The sequence below is a fragment of the Streptomyces sp. NPDC059443 genome (assembly GCF_042750105.1).
GTDB lineage: Bacteria > Actinomycetota > Actinomycetes > Streptomycetales > Streptomycetaceae > Streptomyces.
The window spans coordinates 228,894-243,405 of record NZ_JBHYVM010000007.1 but is presented as its reverse complement, the minus strand read 5'-3'; the positions used below and the strand labels follow the sequence as shown (position 1 = coordinate 243,405).

14 protein-coding genes are annotated in these 14,512 nt (G+C 69.9%); 4 read left to right on the top strand and 10 right to left on the bottom strand.

Annotation, left to right across the window (positions count from 1 at the left end; genetic code table 11):
- Nucleotides 1–5 precede the first annotated feature (5 nt).
- From ACFXDJ_RS09810 to mscL, 4 genes are all read left to right on the top strand, one after another.
- Nucleotides 6–314 carry an FmdB family zinc ribbon protein gene (locus ACFXDJ_RS09810; protein WP_384848674.1) on the top strand — a complete coding sequence of 103 codons (309 nt, stop codon included), beginning with the start codon at nucleotides 6–8 and terminating at the stop codon, nucleotides 312–314.
- Between the two features lie 108 nt (nucleotides 315–422).
- The gene (locus tag ACFXDJ_RS09805) at nucleotides 423–1,256 is read left to right on the top strand and encodes an S-methyl-5'-thioadenosine phosphorylase (RefSeq protein ID WP_384848671.1); all 834 of its coding nucleotides are present in this window, start codon (nucleotides 423–425) and stop codon (nucleotides 1,254–1,256) included.
- Nucleotides 1,257–1,394: 138 nt separating this feature from the next.
- The gene (locus tag ACFXDJ_RS09800; protein WP_384848668.1) at nucleotides 1,395–2,021 is read left to right on the top strand and encodes a hypothetical protein; all 627 of its coding nucleotides are present in this window, start codon (nucleotides 1,395–1,397) and stop codon (nucleotides 2,019–2,021) included.
- A gap of 123 nt (nucleotides 2,022–2,144) precedes the next feature.
- Nucleotides 2,145–2,645 carry a large conductance mechanosensitive channel protein MscL gene (gene mscL / locus ACFXDJ_RS09795; protein ID WP_384848665.1) on the top strand — a complete coding sequence of 167 codons (501 nt, stop codon included), beginning with the start codon at nucleotides 2,145–2,147 and terminating at the stop codon, nucleotides 2,643–2,645.
- Nucleotides 2,646–2,718: 73 nt separating this feature from the next.
- Here the strand turns inward: mscL and ACFXDJ_RS09790 are convergent, their stop codons facing one another.
- From ACFXDJ_RS09790 to ACFXDJ_RS09745, 10 genes are all read right to left on the bottom strand, one after another.
- Entirely contained in the window at nucleotides 2,719–2,949 is a 231-nt protein-coding gene (locus ACFXDJ_RS09790; RefSeq protein ID WP_384653913.1) for a hypothetical protein, read from the bottom strand.
- 37 nt (nucleotides 2,950–2,986) lie between these two features.
- The gene (locus tag ACFXDJ_RS09785) at nucleotides 2,987–4,414 is read right to left on the bottom strand and encodes a NarK family nitrate/nitrite MFS transporter (protein WP_384848662.1); all 1,428 of its coding nucleotides are present in this window, start codon (nucleotides 4,412–4,414) and stop codon (nucleotides 2,987–2,989) included.
- A 2-nt stretch (nucleotides 4,415–4,416) separates the two neighbouring features.
- Nucleotides 4,417–4,785, bottom strand: a complete 369-nt coding sequence (locus tag ACFXDJ_RS09780; RefSeq protein WP_384848659.1) for a DUF6755 family protein — start codon at nucleotides 4,783–4,785, stop codon at nucleotides 4,417–4,419.
- Entirely contained in the window at nucleotides 4,782–5,444 is a 663-nt protein-coding gene (locus ACFXDJ_RS09775; protein WP_384653919.1) for a ubiquinol-cytochrome c reductase iron-sulfur subunit, read from the bottom strand. Before ACFXDJ_RS09775 ends, ACFXDJ_RS09780 begins: the two co-directional genes overlap by 4 nt.
- Nucleotides 5,441–6,040, bottom strand: coding sequence for a 4Fe-4S dicluster domain-containing protein (locus tag ACFXDJ_RS09770; RefSeq protein ID WP_384653921.1), 600 nt, complete (start codon nucleotides 6,038–6,040; stop codon nucleotides 5,441–5,443). Before ACFXDJ_RS09770 ends, ACFXDJ_RS09775 begins: the two co-directional genes overlap by 4 nt.
- Nucleotides 6,041–6,046: 6 nt before the next feature.
- Nucleotides 6,047–8,371 carry a molybdopterin oxidoreductase family protein gene (locus ACFXDJ_RS09765; RefSeq protein ID WP_384653922.1) on the bottom strand — a complete coding sequence of 775 codons (2,325 nt, stop codon included), beginning with the start codon at nucleotides 8,369–8,371 and terminating at the stop codon, nucleotides 6,047–6,049.
- On the bottom strand, nucleotides 8,368–9,462 hold the full coding sequence (locus ACFXDJ_RS09760; RefSeq protein ID WP_384653924.1) for an MFS transporter: 1,095 nt from the start codon (nucleotides 9,460–9,462) through the stop codon (nucleotides 8,368–8,370). The genes ACFXDJ_RS09765 and ACFXDJ_RS09760 overlap by 4 nt, the downstream gene beginning before the upstream one ends.
- Before the next feature lie 104 nt (nucleotides 9,463–9,566).
- Nucleotides 9,567–10,394, bottom strand: coding sequence for a pyruvate formate-lyase-activating protein (gene pflA / locus ACFXDJ_RS09755; RefSeq protein WP_384653926.1), 828 nt, complete (start codon nucleotides 10,392–10,394; stop codon nucleotides 9,567–9,569).
- Between the two features lie 109 nt (nucleotides 10,395–10,503).
- Nucleotides 10,504–12,774, bottom strand: a complete 2,271-nt coding sequence (pflB, locus tag ACFXDJ_RS09750; protein WP_384653928.1) for a formate C-acetyltransferase — start codon at nucleotides 12,772–12,774, stop codon at nucleotides 10,504–10,506.
- A 228-nt stretch (nucleotides 12,775–13,002) separates the two neighbouring features.
- Nucleotides 13,003–14,307, bottom strand: a complete 1,305-nt coding sequence (locus tag ACFXDJ_RS09745; protein ID WP_384653930.1) for an anaerobic C4-dicarboxylate transporter family protein — start codon at nucleotides 14,305–14,307, stop codon at nucleotides 13,003–13,005.
- Nucleotides 14,308–14,512: the final 205 nt, after the last annotated feature.

Here is a 14,512-nt window from a genome sequence, read left to right as displayed (position 1 = left end):
AATTCGTGCCGACCTACCAGTACCAGTGCACCGAGTGCGGTGAGGGCCTTGAGGCCGTGCAGAAGTTCACCGATGACGCACTGACCGTGTGCCCGAGCTGTGACGGACGCCTGAAGAAGGTGTTCTCCGCGGTCGGCATCGTCTTCAAGGGCTCCGGTTTCTACCGGAACGACAGCCGTGGCGCCTCGTCGAGCAGCACCCCTGCCTCGAAGCCCGCGTCCACGTCGGCCGCCACCCCGGCCGCGTCGTCGACGTCTTCGTCGTCCTCGTCGAGCTCTTCTTCCTCGTCGTCGTCGAGCACCTCGGCCGCCTGACCGCGGCTTCACACGCTTCATCCGAGGCCCCGTCGTCCTTCCGGACCCGGGGCCTTCGGCGTGCCGCCCCGGGGCGGGACGAAACGGGCCCCCTTTAGGGTGGGGCGCATGGCGAATGCAGACATCGGTGTCATCGGCGGATCGGGCTTCTACTCCTTCCTGGAGGACGTCTCCGAAATCCAGGTCGAGACCCCCTACGGGCCCCCGAGCGACTCCTTGTACCTGGGCGAGCTGGCGGGCCGGACCGTGGCGTTCCTGCCCCGGCACGGGCGCAGCCACACCGTGCCCCCGCACAAGATCAACTACCGGGCCAACCTGTGGGCCCTGCGCTCGGTCGGCGTCCGCCAGGTGCTGGGCCCGTGCGCGGTCGGCGGCCTGCGCCCCGAGTACGGTCCGGGCACGCTGCTCGTCCCCGACCAGCTGGTCGACCGTACGAAGGCCCGCGCGCAGACCTTCTTCGACGGCGAGCCCCTGCCCGACGGATCGGTCCCGAACGTCGTGCACACCACCTTCGCCGACCCGTACTGCCCGGTCGGCCGGTCCGTCGCCCTGGCTGCGGCGCGCGGCCGCGCGTGGGAGCCGGTGGACGGCGGCACCATGGTCGTCGTCGAAGGCCCGCGCTTCTCGACCCGCGCCGAATCCCGGTGGCACGCGGCGGCGGGCTGGTCGGTCGTCGGCATGACCGGCCACCCGGAGGCGGTCCTCGCGCGCGAGCTGGGGCTCTGCTACACCTCGATGGCCCTGGTCACCGACCTGGACGCGGGCGCCGAGACGGGCGAGGGGGTCTCCCACACGGAGGTCCTGAAGGTCTTCGGCGAGAACGTCGGCCGTCTGCGCGAGGTCCTCTTCGACGCGGTGGCCGCCCTGCCCCCGACGGAATCCCGCGACTGCCTGTGCACGCACGCCCACGACGGCTGGGACCTGGGCATCGAGCTGCCTTAAGGCGGGTGGGTGACGGCGATATCCACAAGCTGGGGACCGTCCACAGGGCGGAGCGGGATTCGGCGGGGCGGTGGATCGTGAGGGGTGTCCGGGCGCTGGGTCCGGGCATCGGATCTCACTCCGTCTGGTGGAGGCGTCATGACCGCGAAGTCCCGTACCCCGTCCCCGAATCCCACCCTCGCCCCCGCCCTCGCCCGCGTCTCCTCCCCCGCCCCCGTCCCCGTCCCCTCACACGCGGCCTGCCCCGGCGGGCTCGTCTCCCGCTCCCCTTCCGCTACGTGTCCCCCCGCGCGCTCCGTTCCGCTCTTCCCCCCGCTCCGGGCGGGGCGGGGCGGGGACCGGCTGCGCAGAGCCGTGCGGCGTCGGCGGCGTGGTGCCGCGGCGGGGCTGGCCGTCGCCGCGGCCGCGCTGGCGGTGGGCGGCACCGAGGCCCAGGCCTCGTGGGGCTCCGGACCGCCCGAGGTCCGGGTCTCCCGGGGAGCGGCGCCCGCGGTGGCGGTGCGGCTGGTATCGGCGCCGGTGCGGATCGCCGACGCGGCCACCGTGAGGCTGCTGCGGCCCGGCGACCGGGTGGACGTGGTCGCGGCGGAGCGCGGCGGGCCACCCCGGGTGGTTGCCGCGGGGGCCCGGGTAGCCGAAGTACCCGCTCCGGAGAAGGGGGTTGGGGACGAAGGGGCCCTGGTGGTCCTGTCCGTGCCCCGGGAGACCGCGCGGGACCTGGTGGGGGCGGGCACTGTATCCCGACTGGCGGTGACCCTGTGCTGAATCGCACAGACGCGCAGTCAAGTCACCTCAAGGTGGGCGTCGATTGGACACGCCGGGCCCGGACTGCCGTAGCTTTCGGAACCGTTGGCTCCATGTTCGGCAGATGCGAAGAAAGGCTCAGTGGTGAGCGAGAAGAAGAAGGAGAGCGTACTGGCAGGCTTCAAGGCCTTCCTGATGCGCGGCAACGTGGTCGACCTGGCGGTCGCCGTGGTCATCGGTGCCGCGTTCACGAACATCGTGAACTCCGTGGTGAAGGGCATCATCAGCCCGCTGATCGGCGCCATCGGGACGAAGAGCCTGGACGTCTACTCCTCGTGCCTGAAGGGCCCTTGCAGCGTGGACGCGAAGGGGGATCCCGTCGGCGTCAACATCATGTGGGGCTCGGTGCTCAACGCGGCGCTCACCTTCCTGATCACCGCGGCGGTCGTCTACTTCCTGATGGTCCTGCCGATGGCGAAGTACCTCGCCAAGGTGGAGCAGCGCCGCAGGGCGAAGGAAGGCGTTCAGGAGACCATGGAGATCACCGAGCTGGTGGTCCTCAAGGAGATCCGCGACGAGCTGGTCGCCCAGCGCGCGGCGGGTGGCGGCAACGGCGCCTCCGGCGGCTACGGCCCCCGGGTCTAGCGGGTCCGGGTCTAGCGGGTCCGGGCCTGACGGGTCCGGGCCTAACGGGTCCGGCTCTGCCGGGCCGGCCGGATCAGACGTGGTGCGGAGGCTTCTCGTCGAGGAAGCGGGCCAGGTCGGCCGCGCTTCCGCCGGCGGGGGGCCGCTCGCCCCAGCCCCGGTCGGTGTCGTCCGAGGACTGCTGGTCCAGCGGGTCGTCGAAGACCAGTCGCGGCTTCGGCTTCGCGGGCTTCGGGGCCTGCGGGGCCCGGGAATCCTGCGCGGCCGGTGAGTCCTGCGGGTCGGTGGCGGGGGCGTTGCTCATGCCTCCAGGGTACGGCCGCCCCCGCCACCGGTCCCGATCAGCTCGGGGCCTCGGCGCCCTTGCGGGCGTAGAACCACCAGCACACCGCCAGGCAGGTGGCATAGAAGCCGATGAAGATCCACAGGGCGTTGGTGACGGCCATGGCCGCGAACATCGCGGGGATGAAGAAGAAGCCGTAGGCGGCGATCGCCGAGGAGAAGCCGGTCACGGCCCCCGCCTCCATCTCCGACTGCTTCAGCGCCGCGGCCTGCGCCTCGGAGCCCTGTCCCTCGGCCGCCTTCATGTGCTGGTCCCGGAAGATGACCGGGATCTGCCGGAAGGTCGAGCCGTTGCCCAGGCCCGAGAAGGCGAAGGCCACCAGGAAGCCGACGTAGAAGGCCCAGAAGTTGCCCTCCTTGCCGCCGGACGGCAGCGCGAAGATCACCACGACCAGGGCCGCGGCCATGCCGACGAAGGACAGCAGGGTGACCCTGGCTCCGCCGATCTTGTCCGAGAGCCAGCCGCCGCCCCAGCGTGTGATCGCCCCGACGAACGGGCCGATCCAGGCGTAGGTGGTGGCCTGGTAGCCCTGCGCCTCGAAGTTGTTCTTGATCAGCAAGGGCAGACCGGCGGCGAAGCCGATGAAGGACCCGAAGGTGCCGACGTAGAGCCAGGTCATCAGCCAGTTGTGCTTGCGCTTGAAGATGATCTTCTGCTGGCTGAAGGGGGCCGCCGCCACCTTGAGGTCGTTCATCAGGAACCAGGCGGCCAGCGCCATGATGACCAGCAGCGGCACCCAGAGGAAGGCGCCGTTCTGCAGCCAGATGTCCGTGTTCTTCTTCCCGTCGTGCTGGGGACCGCCCGCGGGGGCGCCCAGGACGGCGGCGGTGACCACCAGCGGGGCGATCAGCTGGACCACGCTCACGCCGAGGTTGCCGAGGCCACCGTTGAGGCCGTTGGCACTGCCCTTCTCCCGCTTGGGGAAGAAGAAGCCGATGTTGGCCATCGAGGAGGCGAAGTTCGCGCCGCCGATACCGCAGACGGCCGCGATCAGCGCCAGCTCCCAGTACGGGGTGCTGCTCTTCTGGAGCGCGAAGCCCAGCCACAGCATCGGCACGACCAGGATGATCGTGCTGAACGCGGTGAACTTCCGCTCGCCGAAGATCGGCCCGATGAAGGTGTACAGGATCCGGAAGGTGCCGCCGGTGATGCCGGGGATGGCGGTCAGCCAGAACAGCTGCGACTTCGAGAAGTCGAAGCCGACGTCGTTCAGCTTGACCACGGTCACGGACCAGACCTGCCAGACCACGAACCCCAGCATCAGCGCGGGGATCGAGACCCAGAGGTTGCGTTGGGCGACCCGGTGGCCGGTGGACTGCCAGAAGCCCTCGTCCTCGGGCCGCCAGTCGGCGATGGTGGCCCCGGGCTTGTAGGTCTCCGCCCGGTGGCTGCGGGGCACCGACGGGGTCGGCGTGGGTATCGACATGGTCATCGGTCCTTCGGGTCGAGGAGCCACAGTCCGAGCACGGCGAAGAAGGACAGGATCAGGAATCCCGCCCCCCACCAGGCCGTGCCGGTGTTTCCCTTCATCCACTCGTTGACGGTCACCGTCAGCGCCCAGAGCTGGCCGATTACGACGGTGAGGGCCAGTGCCAGACGCGCGTTGAGCTTCGAGGAGCGCTCGGGCTCCTGCTCGGTGCCGGCTCCGGGCCCCGGGCCCGTGTGCCGGATCCGGGGGTCCCCGTACCCGCTGGTGGAGCGGATCTGGGGGTACCTCTCGTGCACCGGACGGTTGAGCCGTGGTTCCGCACTGCCCGGGTGGTACTCCGGCCGGGGAGGCAGGGGCGTATCGCTCATGTGGGCCGCCTCTCGGGGGCTCCGGCGCGGCCCGCCCCGGGGCAGCCCAGGCGGGCGGCCTCGTCCGGGCGGGATTCGCTGAACTGCCGGCACAGCGCTTCCTTGGCCGGCTCTCCCGACCGGGCGGTGGCGACGGCCCAGACACTGCCGTCGGACTGCTCGGTCAGGAAGATCCTGGGCAGCGGGCGCGGCGGCGGACCGGCCGTCACCTCGCCGGTGCGGACGTCGAAGACGCCCTCGTGGCAGGGGCAGTACAGCTCCCCGTCGGCGCCCCGGTCCTCGCGCCACAGCACGCCGCAGGCCAGGTGGGTGCAGACGGCGGAGTAGCCCACGAGGGAGCCGTCGCCGAGCCGCACCGCCAGGGCCCGGTCCTCCTCGCCGGGGAAGCGGAAGGCCACGGACTGGCCGGGTGCCAGCCGGTCGGTGACCTTCTTCGCCTCGGGCAGGTGCTCGCTGTCGCCGTGCCGGTGCAGGATGCCGGCCGCGACCCCGACCCCGCCGATGGCCAGGCCGCCGGAGACGGTGGCGACGATGCGCAGGTAGTCGCGGCGGGTGGTGAGGGAGTCGGCGCTGATCCGGTCGCGCAGCTGCTCGATGGCGGCGTCGGCGGCGGCTCCGTCCCGGCCGGGTGGCGGTGGCGTCTGTTCGGTCACGCTCATCGCACATCCACTCCATTGATCTCGACGACGGGCAGGCCGCCGGGGACCGGCCACTGGACCTTGTCGGCGGGCACGACCATGGCCACGCCGGTCTGGACGACGACGTCGCCGAAGACGAAGGAGTCGGCGACCTGGACCCCGGGGCGCTCCGCCTGGAGCTCTTCGAGGGTTCCGTAGAAAAGGGCGCCGGTCGGGCAGACGGTCGCGCACATGGGGGCGAGGCCGTAGGCGGTGCGGTCGTAGCAGAGGTTGCACTTCATCTGCAGCTTCGCCTGGAGGTCGATCTTCGGGATGCCGAAGGGGCAGGCGTTGACGCAGTTGGAGCAGCCGATGCAACGGGTGGTGTCGGCCTGCTGGACCACCCCGTCGGCGGTCACCAGGATCGCGTCGGCGGGGCAGACCTCGGCGCAGGGAGCGACCGGGTCCTCGCAGTGCATGCAGACGGACGGAAGGGAGGCGACGGACATGCCGGGGTCGGTGTAGTCCAGGTGGATCATCGACTTGCCGCGGTGCGAATCGCACTCGCGGCAGGCCGATACGCAGGCCTGGCAGCCGATGCAGCGACCCGGGTCGATGAAGATCGTGCGGCCCATCATGGCGGGTCAGCTCCTCTCCGCCGTGCCACGGCCCTGCGGGGACGTGGGGGGCAGGGGGTCGGTGCGGGAGGCCTGGGCCTCCGGATAGGCCTCGTGGCCCGGGGCGGTGGGCGGCGCGGGCACCTCGTCCACCCGCTCGGCGGCTTCGATCCGGGCGGCGCAGACCTTGTACTCGGGGATCTTCGAGCGCGGGTCGAGGGCGTCGATGGTCAGGGCGTTCGCAGCCGTCGGGACGGGCCAGTGGTACGGGATGAAGACGGTGTCGGGGCGGATGGCCTCGGTGACCAGGGCCGGGAAGACCTCGCTGCCGCGGCGGGTGACCACCCGGACCGGGTCTCCGTTCCTGAACCCGTGCGAGGGGTGGACCTCCACCCAGGGACGGGGGGTCTGCTCGACGAGGGCGCCCAGGCGCCGGGTCTGGTTGCCCGAGAGGAAGTGCGCGACGGTACGGCCGGTGGTGAGGGAGAGGGGGAACTCCTCGGTGTAGGCGTCCATGGGCGGATGCCACTCCACGACTTGCAGGTGGATCTTGCCGTCGGCGTGGTAGCTCCGGCCGTCCTCGAACAGCCGGGGGGTGCCGGGGTGTTCGGTGGTCGGGCAGGGCCAGGCGATCCCGCCGGTCTCGTCCAGCCGGTCGTAGGTGATGCCGTAGTAGTCGTTGACCGTTCCGGCGGAGGCGATGCGCAGCTCCTCGAACACTTCGCGGGAGCCGGGGAAGTCGAAGTGCTCCCCCGCGCCGAGCCGGCGGGCGAGCTCGCAGATGACCCAGGTGTCGGTGCGCACCCCGGCGGGGGGTTCCTGGGCCTTGTTGTGCTTGACCACGCGGGCCTCGGCGTTGGCCATCACGCCCTCGTCCTCGGCCCAGGTGGTGACGGGGAAGACCACGTGCGCGTTGGCCGCGGTCTCGGAGAGGAAGAAGTCGAACTGGGCGTGGAACTCGGCGGTGTCGTAGCCGTCCTTGACCACCGCGTAGTTGGGGAGGGAGACGAAGGGGTTGTTGCAGATGCCGATGAGTCCGCGGATCTCCTTGCGCTGCATCTGCCAGACCATCTCCATCATGGAGGTGCCGGCGCCGGGGAGTTCGGACTCCTCGATGCCCCAGATCTGGCAGATCTGCCTGCGGTGCTCGGGGTTGGTGATGGAGCGGCCGCCGGGCAGGAGGTCGGACTTCTGGCCGTGTTCGCGGCCGCCCTGACCGTTGCCCTGCCCGGTGATGGTGCCGTAGCCGGCGCCGGGCTTGCCGATGTTGCCGGTGGCGACGCACAGGTTGATGACGGAGAGGCAGTTCTCGACGCCCTGGGAGTGGTGCTCGATGCCCCGGGCGTGCCAGGCCATGGCCTTGCCCGCGCCCGCGAAGACGCGTGCCACCTGGACGATCTGGGAGGCCGGGACCCCGCAGATCTCGGCGGAGCGGGCGGGCGGGTACTCGGCGACGGTCTTCTTGACCTCGGCCCAGCCGGTGGTGTTGGCGGCGAGGTAGGCCTCGTCGGTGAGTCCCTCTTCGATGACCACGTTCAGCACGGCGTTGAAGAAGGCCGAGTCGGTGCCGGGCTTGATCGCGACGTGGATGTCGGCGGTGCGGGCGATGGCCGTCTCGCGCGGGTCGATCACGATCAGGGAGGCCCCCCGGTCCCGCGCGCCCCACAGGTACTGGGTCATCACGGGGAAGCACTCCCCCACGTTGGACCCGGCGATGAGCAGGCAGTCGGAGAGGAGGATGTCGGAGAAGGGGTTGCCGGCCCGGTCGATGCCGAAGGCCAGCTTGTTGGCCCCGGCGGCGCTGACCATGCACAGGCGGCCGTTGTAGTCGACGTGCTTGGTCTTGAGCGCGACCCGCGCGAACTTGCCGACCAGGTAGGTCTTCTCGGAGAAGAGGCTGGCCCCGCCGAGCAGCCCGAAGGCGTCGTTGCCGTACTCGGCCTGGATCCGCCGGATCTCGGAGACGGTGTGGTCGAGGGCCTCGTCCCAGGAAACCTCCTTGAACTCCTCGTCGCGCGAGCGCCTCATCAGCGGAGCGGTCAGCCGGTCGGGGTGGTTGACCTGCTGGTAGGCGTTGATGCCCTTGGGGCACAGCCGCATCCGGTTGATGTCGTGGTTGCGGGGTTCCACTCCGAAGACCTTGCCGCCCTTGTCGACGCGCAGGTACATCCCGCACTGCACTCCGCAGAAGCAGCAGTGGGTGGGGACGAGGGTCTCGCCGTTCTGGTCGGCGTGCCATTTGTCGGCCGGGATGCCGCCCGCGTCGCGGAAGTTGCGCGTGCCGGGCGGGGCGATCGAGGGGTCGATGGACACCGGCACCGGCCGCGAGGCCGGCTGGGGGGCGGCGGTCACTGGAAGCCCTTCTTGACGTGGGTCAGGTAGGCGCTGCCGCGCAGCACCCGCTTGCAGCGGGGGCAGTACTCGGCCCAGGCGTCGAAGTCGAGCTTCAGGTCCTTCATGGTGCCGCGCAGGTTCTCCACGTAGGGGGCGGTGTCGATGGCCTCCCCGCAGCGCTTGCAGGCGAAGGGCTCCTCGCCCTGCCGGGAGGTGTACTTGAACAGCTGCATGCCGACGGCGGCCGGGCGCTGCACGATGTGGAAGAACTTCCCGAACGGGATGTAGATGAGGGTGAACACCACCGACACCATGTGCAGGATCGCGAGGAACTGGTATCCGCCGCCGTGCAGGAAGATCGACGAGAAGGTCAGCAGCAGACCGGTCACGGAGATCACGATCAGGCAGATCAGCGGCAGCAGGTCGTAGGCGAAGCGCTGGCCGGTGATGGCGCCGCGGTCCTTCATGCGGCGCCACAGGAAGTACGAGGCTCCGGGGATGACGAGCACGGCGGCGATGTCCAGGCCGTGGAACATCAGCCAGCCCAGGATGTTCAGCGAGTTGAAGCCGAGGACCTTGACGCCCCAGATCCGCATGTCGTACCCGGGGCCCGGGCCGCTGTCCGCGGTGAAGGTGAACCAGCCCCAGGTCAGCGGGAAGGTGATCGCCGCGGCGAGGAGGCAGCCCCAGAACATGAGCTGGTGGGCGATCCAGCGGGGGCGCGAGCGGGCGCCGAGGAACTTCTGGAAGCCGAGGTAGGTGGCGATCATCTTCGGCAGGGCGGTGGGTGCCTTGCGGAAGTTGTCGGCCGAGAAGAAGCTGCCGAAGCCCTTTTTGAAGAGTCGGCGCGCGCCGGGAGCCGAGACCCACACGGTGTACCGGTAGGCCACGCCGAAGGCCAGGAAGACGGTGGCGACGGTGTAGGGCAGCAGGGCGGAGTCGAAGTCGCGCAGCAGCCGGCTGCCCAGCACGATCGCGACGATGAGCAGGAGCGAGACGACGGCGCCGGCCAGGGTGGCCCGTGCGGTCACGGACCGCCCGGCCGGCGGCGGGGTCTCGGGCACCGGTGGGGGCGGCGCGGCGTCGATGACATCTGAGGGCTCGGACACAGCACCACGCTAGGTGGTCTGTACCGTTTCAGCCCGTTTTGACGAGTCTTCGAGTGCGCCGTACGGGTGACAACCCGCCCCGGGGCCCGGGCCACCCGGACGGCTCAGACCGCGTTCAGCCCCTGCGCGGCGAAGATCGCCTTCGCCTCGGCGACCTGCCCGGCGGTCGGCGACGGCGTGTCGTGGAGGGTGAACTTCATGTCCAGCGCCTCCCACTTGCTCTCGCCCAGCTTGTGGAAGGGCAGTACGTCGACCCGCGAGACGTTGCCGAGGGTGCCCCCGAAGGCGGCGACGCCCTCGATGTTCTCCCGGGCGTCGGTCAGCCCCGGCACCAGCACGAAGCGCAGGTGCACCTCCTTGCCGAGGTCGGCGAGGCGGCGGGCGAAGTCCAGGGTGGGCTCCAGGGGCCGGCCGGTCACCTTCTTGTACGTCTCCCGGTCCCAGGACTTGATGTCCAGCAGGACCAGGTCCACGTCGCGCAGCAGCGCGTCGGTGGCGCGGGCCCCGAGGAAGCCGGAGGTGTCCAGGGCGGTGTGCAGCCCGAGGTCGTTCTTCATCCGGTGCAGCAGCTCGCCCGCGAACACCGGCTGGAGCAGCGGCTCGCCGCCGGAGATGGTGGCGCCGCCCCCGGAGGCGGAGATGAACTTGGTGTACTTGGCGGCCTCGGCGATGACGTCGTCGGCCGAGGTGCGCTTCCCGTTGCGCATCCGCATGGTGTCGGGGTTGTGGCAGTACAGACAGGTCAGCGGGCAGCCGGACAGGAAGGTCACGAACCTGGTCCCGGGGCCGTCGACCCCGGTGGACAGGTCCCAGGAGTGCACCGTGCCCTCGCTCGGCCGCTGGGTCGCGGCGGCGGCGGGGGTCTGGCCCGCGCTCACGCTGACGGCGTTGGCGTGGCCGATGGGAAGGCTCGTACCGAAGAGGACGGTCATGGCAGGTGCTCCAGCTTCCAGATTCCGGTGTCTGATCTGGTGACGCGCGGTCCCGGGGCCGGGTGAGGGCCGGCCCCGGGCCGCGCGGTTCGTGGGTCTCCCTTAAAGGTCAGAGAGAGCCGTGGAAGGTGCGGTTCAGCACGTCGAGCTGCTGAGCGCGCGTGAGGCGGACGAAGTTCACCGCGTAGCCGCTGACGCGGATGGTCAGCTGCGGGTAGTTCTCCGGGTGCTCCATGGCGTCCATGAGCGTGTCGCGGTTGAGCACGTTCACGTTCATGTGGAAGCCGTCGACCGCCATGTAGCCGTCGAGGACGCCCGCCAGGTTCTTGATCCGCTCCTCGGGGGTGCGGCCCAGGCCGTCGGGGGTGACGGTGTTGGTCAGCGAGATGCCGTCCTCGGCGTCCTCGTACGGGAGCTTCGCGACCGACAGCGCCGAGGTGACGTAGCCGTGGGTGTCGCGGCCGTTCATCGGGTTGGCGCCCGGGGAGAACGGCTCGCCGGCGCGGCGTCCGTCCGGCGTGTTGCCGGTCTTCTTGCCGTAGACCACGTTCGAGGTGATGGTCAGCACCGACTGGGTGTGCTCGGCATTGCGGTAGGTCGGGTGCTTGCGCACCTTCTTCATGAACTCCTCGACCAGCCAGACGGCGATCGAGTCGACCCGGTCGTCGTTGTTGCCGTAGGCCGGGTAGTCGCCCTCGATGGTGTAGTCGGTGGCGAGGCCGGTCTCGTCGCGGTGCGCGGTGACCTTGGCGTACTTGATGGCGGCCAGCGAGTCGGCGGCGACCGAGAGGCCGGCGATGCCGCAGGCCATGGTGCGGCGCACGTCGCGGTCGTGGAGCGCCATCTCGATGCGCTCGTACGCGTACTTGTCGTGCATGTAGTGGATGACGTTCAGCGCGTGGACGTAGGTGTCCGCGAGCCACTCCATCTGCTCGTCGAACTTGACCATGACCTGGTCGTAGTCGAGCACCTCGGCGGTGATCGCACCGGTGGACGGGCCGACCTGGGCGCCGGACTTCTCGTCGCGGCCGCCGTTGATCGCGTAGAGCAGGGTCTTGGCGAGGTTCACCCGGGCGCCGAAGAACTGCATCTGCTTGCCGACCGGCATCGCCGAGACGCAGCAGGCGATGGCGGTGTCGTCGCCGAAGCGCGGACGCATCAGCTCGTCGGACTCGTACTGCACCGAGGAGGTGTCGATCGAGACCCGGGCGCAGAACTCCTTGAAGCCCTGCGGCAGCTGGGGCGACCAGAAGACGGTCATGTTCGGCTCGGGGGCCGGGCCGAGGTTGTAGAGGGTGTGGAGGTAGCGGAACGAGGTCTTGGTGACCAGCGGACGGCCGTCCTCGCCCATGCCGGCGATCGACTCGGTGACCCAGGTGGGGTCGCCGGAGAAGAGCTCGTCGTACTCCGGGGTGCGCAGGAAGCGCACGATGCGGAGCTTGATGATGAAGTCGTCGACCAGCTCCTGGGCCTGCTCCTCGGTGAGGAGGCCGGCCTCGATGTCGCGCTGGAGGTAGACGTCGATGAAGGTGGAGGTGCGGCCGAGCGACATGGCCGCGCCGTTCTGCTCCTTCACGGCGGCCAGGTACGCGAAGTACAGCCACTGGATGGCCTCGCGGCCGGTCTTGGCCGGGCCGGAGATGTCGTAGCCGTAGGAGGCGGCCATCGCCTTGAGCTCGGCGAGGGCGCGGATCTGCTCGGAGAGCTCCTCGCGCAGGCGGATCGTCTCCTCCAGCGAGCGGTTGCCCGCGGGAAGGGAGTTGATCTCCTCCTTCTCCTCCTTCTTGAAGGCGATGAGGCGGTCCACACCGTAGAGGGCCACGCGGCGGTAGTCGCCGATGATGCGGCCGCGGCCGTACGCGTCCGGCAGGCCGGTCACGATGCCGGCCTTGCGGGCGGCGCGGATGTCGGGGGTGTAGGCGTCGAAGACACCGGCGTTGTGGGTCTTGCGGTACTCCGTGAAGACCTTCTCCAGGTCGTCGGAGACCGGGTAGCCGTAGGTCTCCAGGGCGCCGGCGACCATGCGCCAGCCGCCGTAGGGCATGATCGCGCGCTTGAGCGGGGCGTCCGTCTGGAGGCCGACGATCAGGTCCTTGTCGCGGTCGATGTAACCGGGGGCGTGCGCGGTGATCGTCGACGGGACGTCGTACGCGACGTCGTAGACGCCCTTCTCGCGCTCCTCCGGGAACTTGTCCGTGATCGCCTTCCACACGGCGGTGGTGCGCTCGGTGGGGCCCGCGAGGAAGGTGTCGTCACCCTCGTACGGCGTGTAGTTCTGCTGGATGAAGTCGCGGACGTCGATGGCGTCACGCCACAGACCGCCCTTGAAGCCCTCCCAGGCCTCGCCGTTCTTCGTGGTTTCCGCAGGGGTGGCAGTCATCGCCCGCACCTTCCGAGTCGCCTCATTGCTTGTATCCATTGCACGCCTTTTGATCGATCATTTGGCGCCGCGTTGGTCCTGAGCTGGGGCCCGAAAGTCCCATGATCCCCAGCCCCAAGGGTCTCCCATCCCTGCTGACCTGGCACTTTGAGCAGGTCAAAGGTCCGTCGTGCGCTTGTGAAAGCTTTCACAAGAATCTCGGAAAGGCGGCCCAGGAGGCTTGACCGGTCAGATGATCTGAACCAGAGCGAAGCCTGTGGATACCGCGACGCACGTCGTGATCAGGCCCGGCAGCATGAAGGAGTGGTTGACGACGAAGCGGCCGACACGGGTGGTGCCGGTCCTGTCGAAGTTGATCGCCGCGATGAAGGTGCCGTAGGTGGGGAGGAGGAAATAGCCGTTCACGGCGGGCCACATCGCGATGAGGAGGGGGGCCGGGATACCGAGGGCGAGCCCGAGGGGCATCAGCGCCTTGGTGGTCGTGGCCTGACTGAACAGCAGCGCGGAGAGGAGCAGCAGCATGATGGCGAAGAACCAGGGGTGGTCCTGCGCGACGCCGCCGAGCGCACCGGTGATCCGGGCCTCGTTGGCGCCGATGAAGGACAGCCCCAGCCAGGACAGTCCGAAGACTCCGATGACGGCGACGAGCCCGGACTTGGCGACGTCCGTGCCCGGTATCCGCTTGGCGTCGACCTTGCACAGCAGCAGGATCAGCGCGGCCACGGCCATCATCAGGATCTCGATGGTGGCGGGCATCGACAGCGGCCCCTTGGCCGTCTCGGGGCGCAGCCCCGGAAAGAGCCCGCTGAGTACCACGCCGACGGTCCCACCCAGAAAGAGGTACGCGGACCAGCGCGCCCGCGGCCGCAGCGGCGGGGCGGCTTCGGCCGGGGCGGGGGCCTCGATCTCCCCGGCGGCCAGCCGTCGCAGGTACTCGGCGTCCTGTCCCAGCTCCTTGCCGACCCGGGACTGCACGGTGGCTGCGACGAGCACCCCGAGCAGCGTGGCGGGCACGGCGACGGCCATGATCCGCGGCAGGTTCCAGCCGTCCCCGTCGAACATAACGATCATGGCGGCCATAGCGGCGGAGACGGGCGAGGCGGTGATACCGAAGGTGGCCGCGATGGAGGCGACGGCGATGGGCCGCTCCGGGCGGACCCCGCCCTCCCGGGCGACATCGTGGATCACGGGGAGCAGGGGGTAGAACACGTGGGCGGTCCCCGCCCCCAGGGTGAAGGCCCACGACACGAGGGGAGCCACGTAGACCACACGGCTGGGCTTGCGCCGGATCGCCTTCTCGGCGAGCCCGACGAGGTAGTCGATGCCCCCGGCCGCCTCCATCGCGGCAGCGGCCATGATCACCGCGAGGATGATCAGCATGACGTCGACGATGCCCGAGGTGTCGGCGGGCGTCACCCCGAAGAACGTCGCGAGCACGAACACCCCAACGGCCCCCCAGAGCCCCATGGCGACCCCACCCTTGCGCGACCCAAGCGCAATGGCCCCCACCATGACAGCGAGCTGCAGAAACATGCCGAGCACTGGCGTGCCCTTTCAGTCAGTACGAGCGCCGAAGTCCAGGCGGAGCCACATTCAGCCCCGCCGGCGTTTGAGGCGCGGGGGTCCGGGGCGAGCCGAATCCAGCCCCGCCCGAAGTCGAGGCCGAGGTCCGGGCGGAGCCAAATCCAGCCCCGCCGGCGTTTGAGGCGCGGGGGTCCGGGGGCTGGTCCCCGGGAAC

Coding starts and splice junctions, on each gene's coding strand:
- ACFXDJ_RS09745 (WP_384653930.1), bottom strand. CDS start 14,307: ATGTTTCTGCAGCTCGCTGTCATGGTGGGGGCCATTGCGCTTGGGTCG.
- ACFXDJ_RS09780 (WP_384848659.1), bottom strand. CDS start 4,785: ATGAGCGATACGCCCCTGCCTCCCCGGCCGGAGTACCACCCGGGCAGT.
- ACFXDJ_RS09805 (WP_384848671.1), top strand. CDS start 423: ATGGCGAATGCAGACATCGGTGTCATCGGCGGATCGGGCTTCTACTCC.
- ACFXDJ_RS09770 (WP_384653921.1), bottom strand. CDS start 6,040: ATGATGGGCCGCACGATCTTCATCGACCCGGGTCGCTGCATCGGCTGC.
- pflB (WP_384653928.1), bottom strand. CDS start 12,774: ATGACTGCCACCCCTGCGGAAACCACGAAGAACGGCGAGGCCTGGGAG.
- ACFXDJ_RS09790 (WP_384653913.1), bottom strand. CDS start 2,949: ATGAGCAACGCCCCCGCCACCGACCCGCAGGACTCACCGGCCGCGCAG.
- ACFXDJ_RS09785 (WP_384848662.1), bottom strand. CDS start 4,414: ATGTCGATACCCACGCCGACCCCGTCGGTGCCCCGCAGCCACCGGGCG.
- ACFXDJ_RS09775 (WP_384653919.1), bottom strand. CDS start 5,444: ATGAGCGTGACCGAACAGACGCCACCGCCACCCGGCCGGGACGGAGCC.
- pflA (WP_384653926.1), bottom strand. CDS start 10,394: ATGACCGTCCTCTTCGGTACGAGCCTTCCCATCGGCCACGCCAACGCC.
- ACFXDJ_RS09800 (WP_384848668.1), top strand. CDS start 1,395: ATGACCGCGAAGTCCCGTACCCCGTCCCCGAATCCCACCCTCGCCCCC.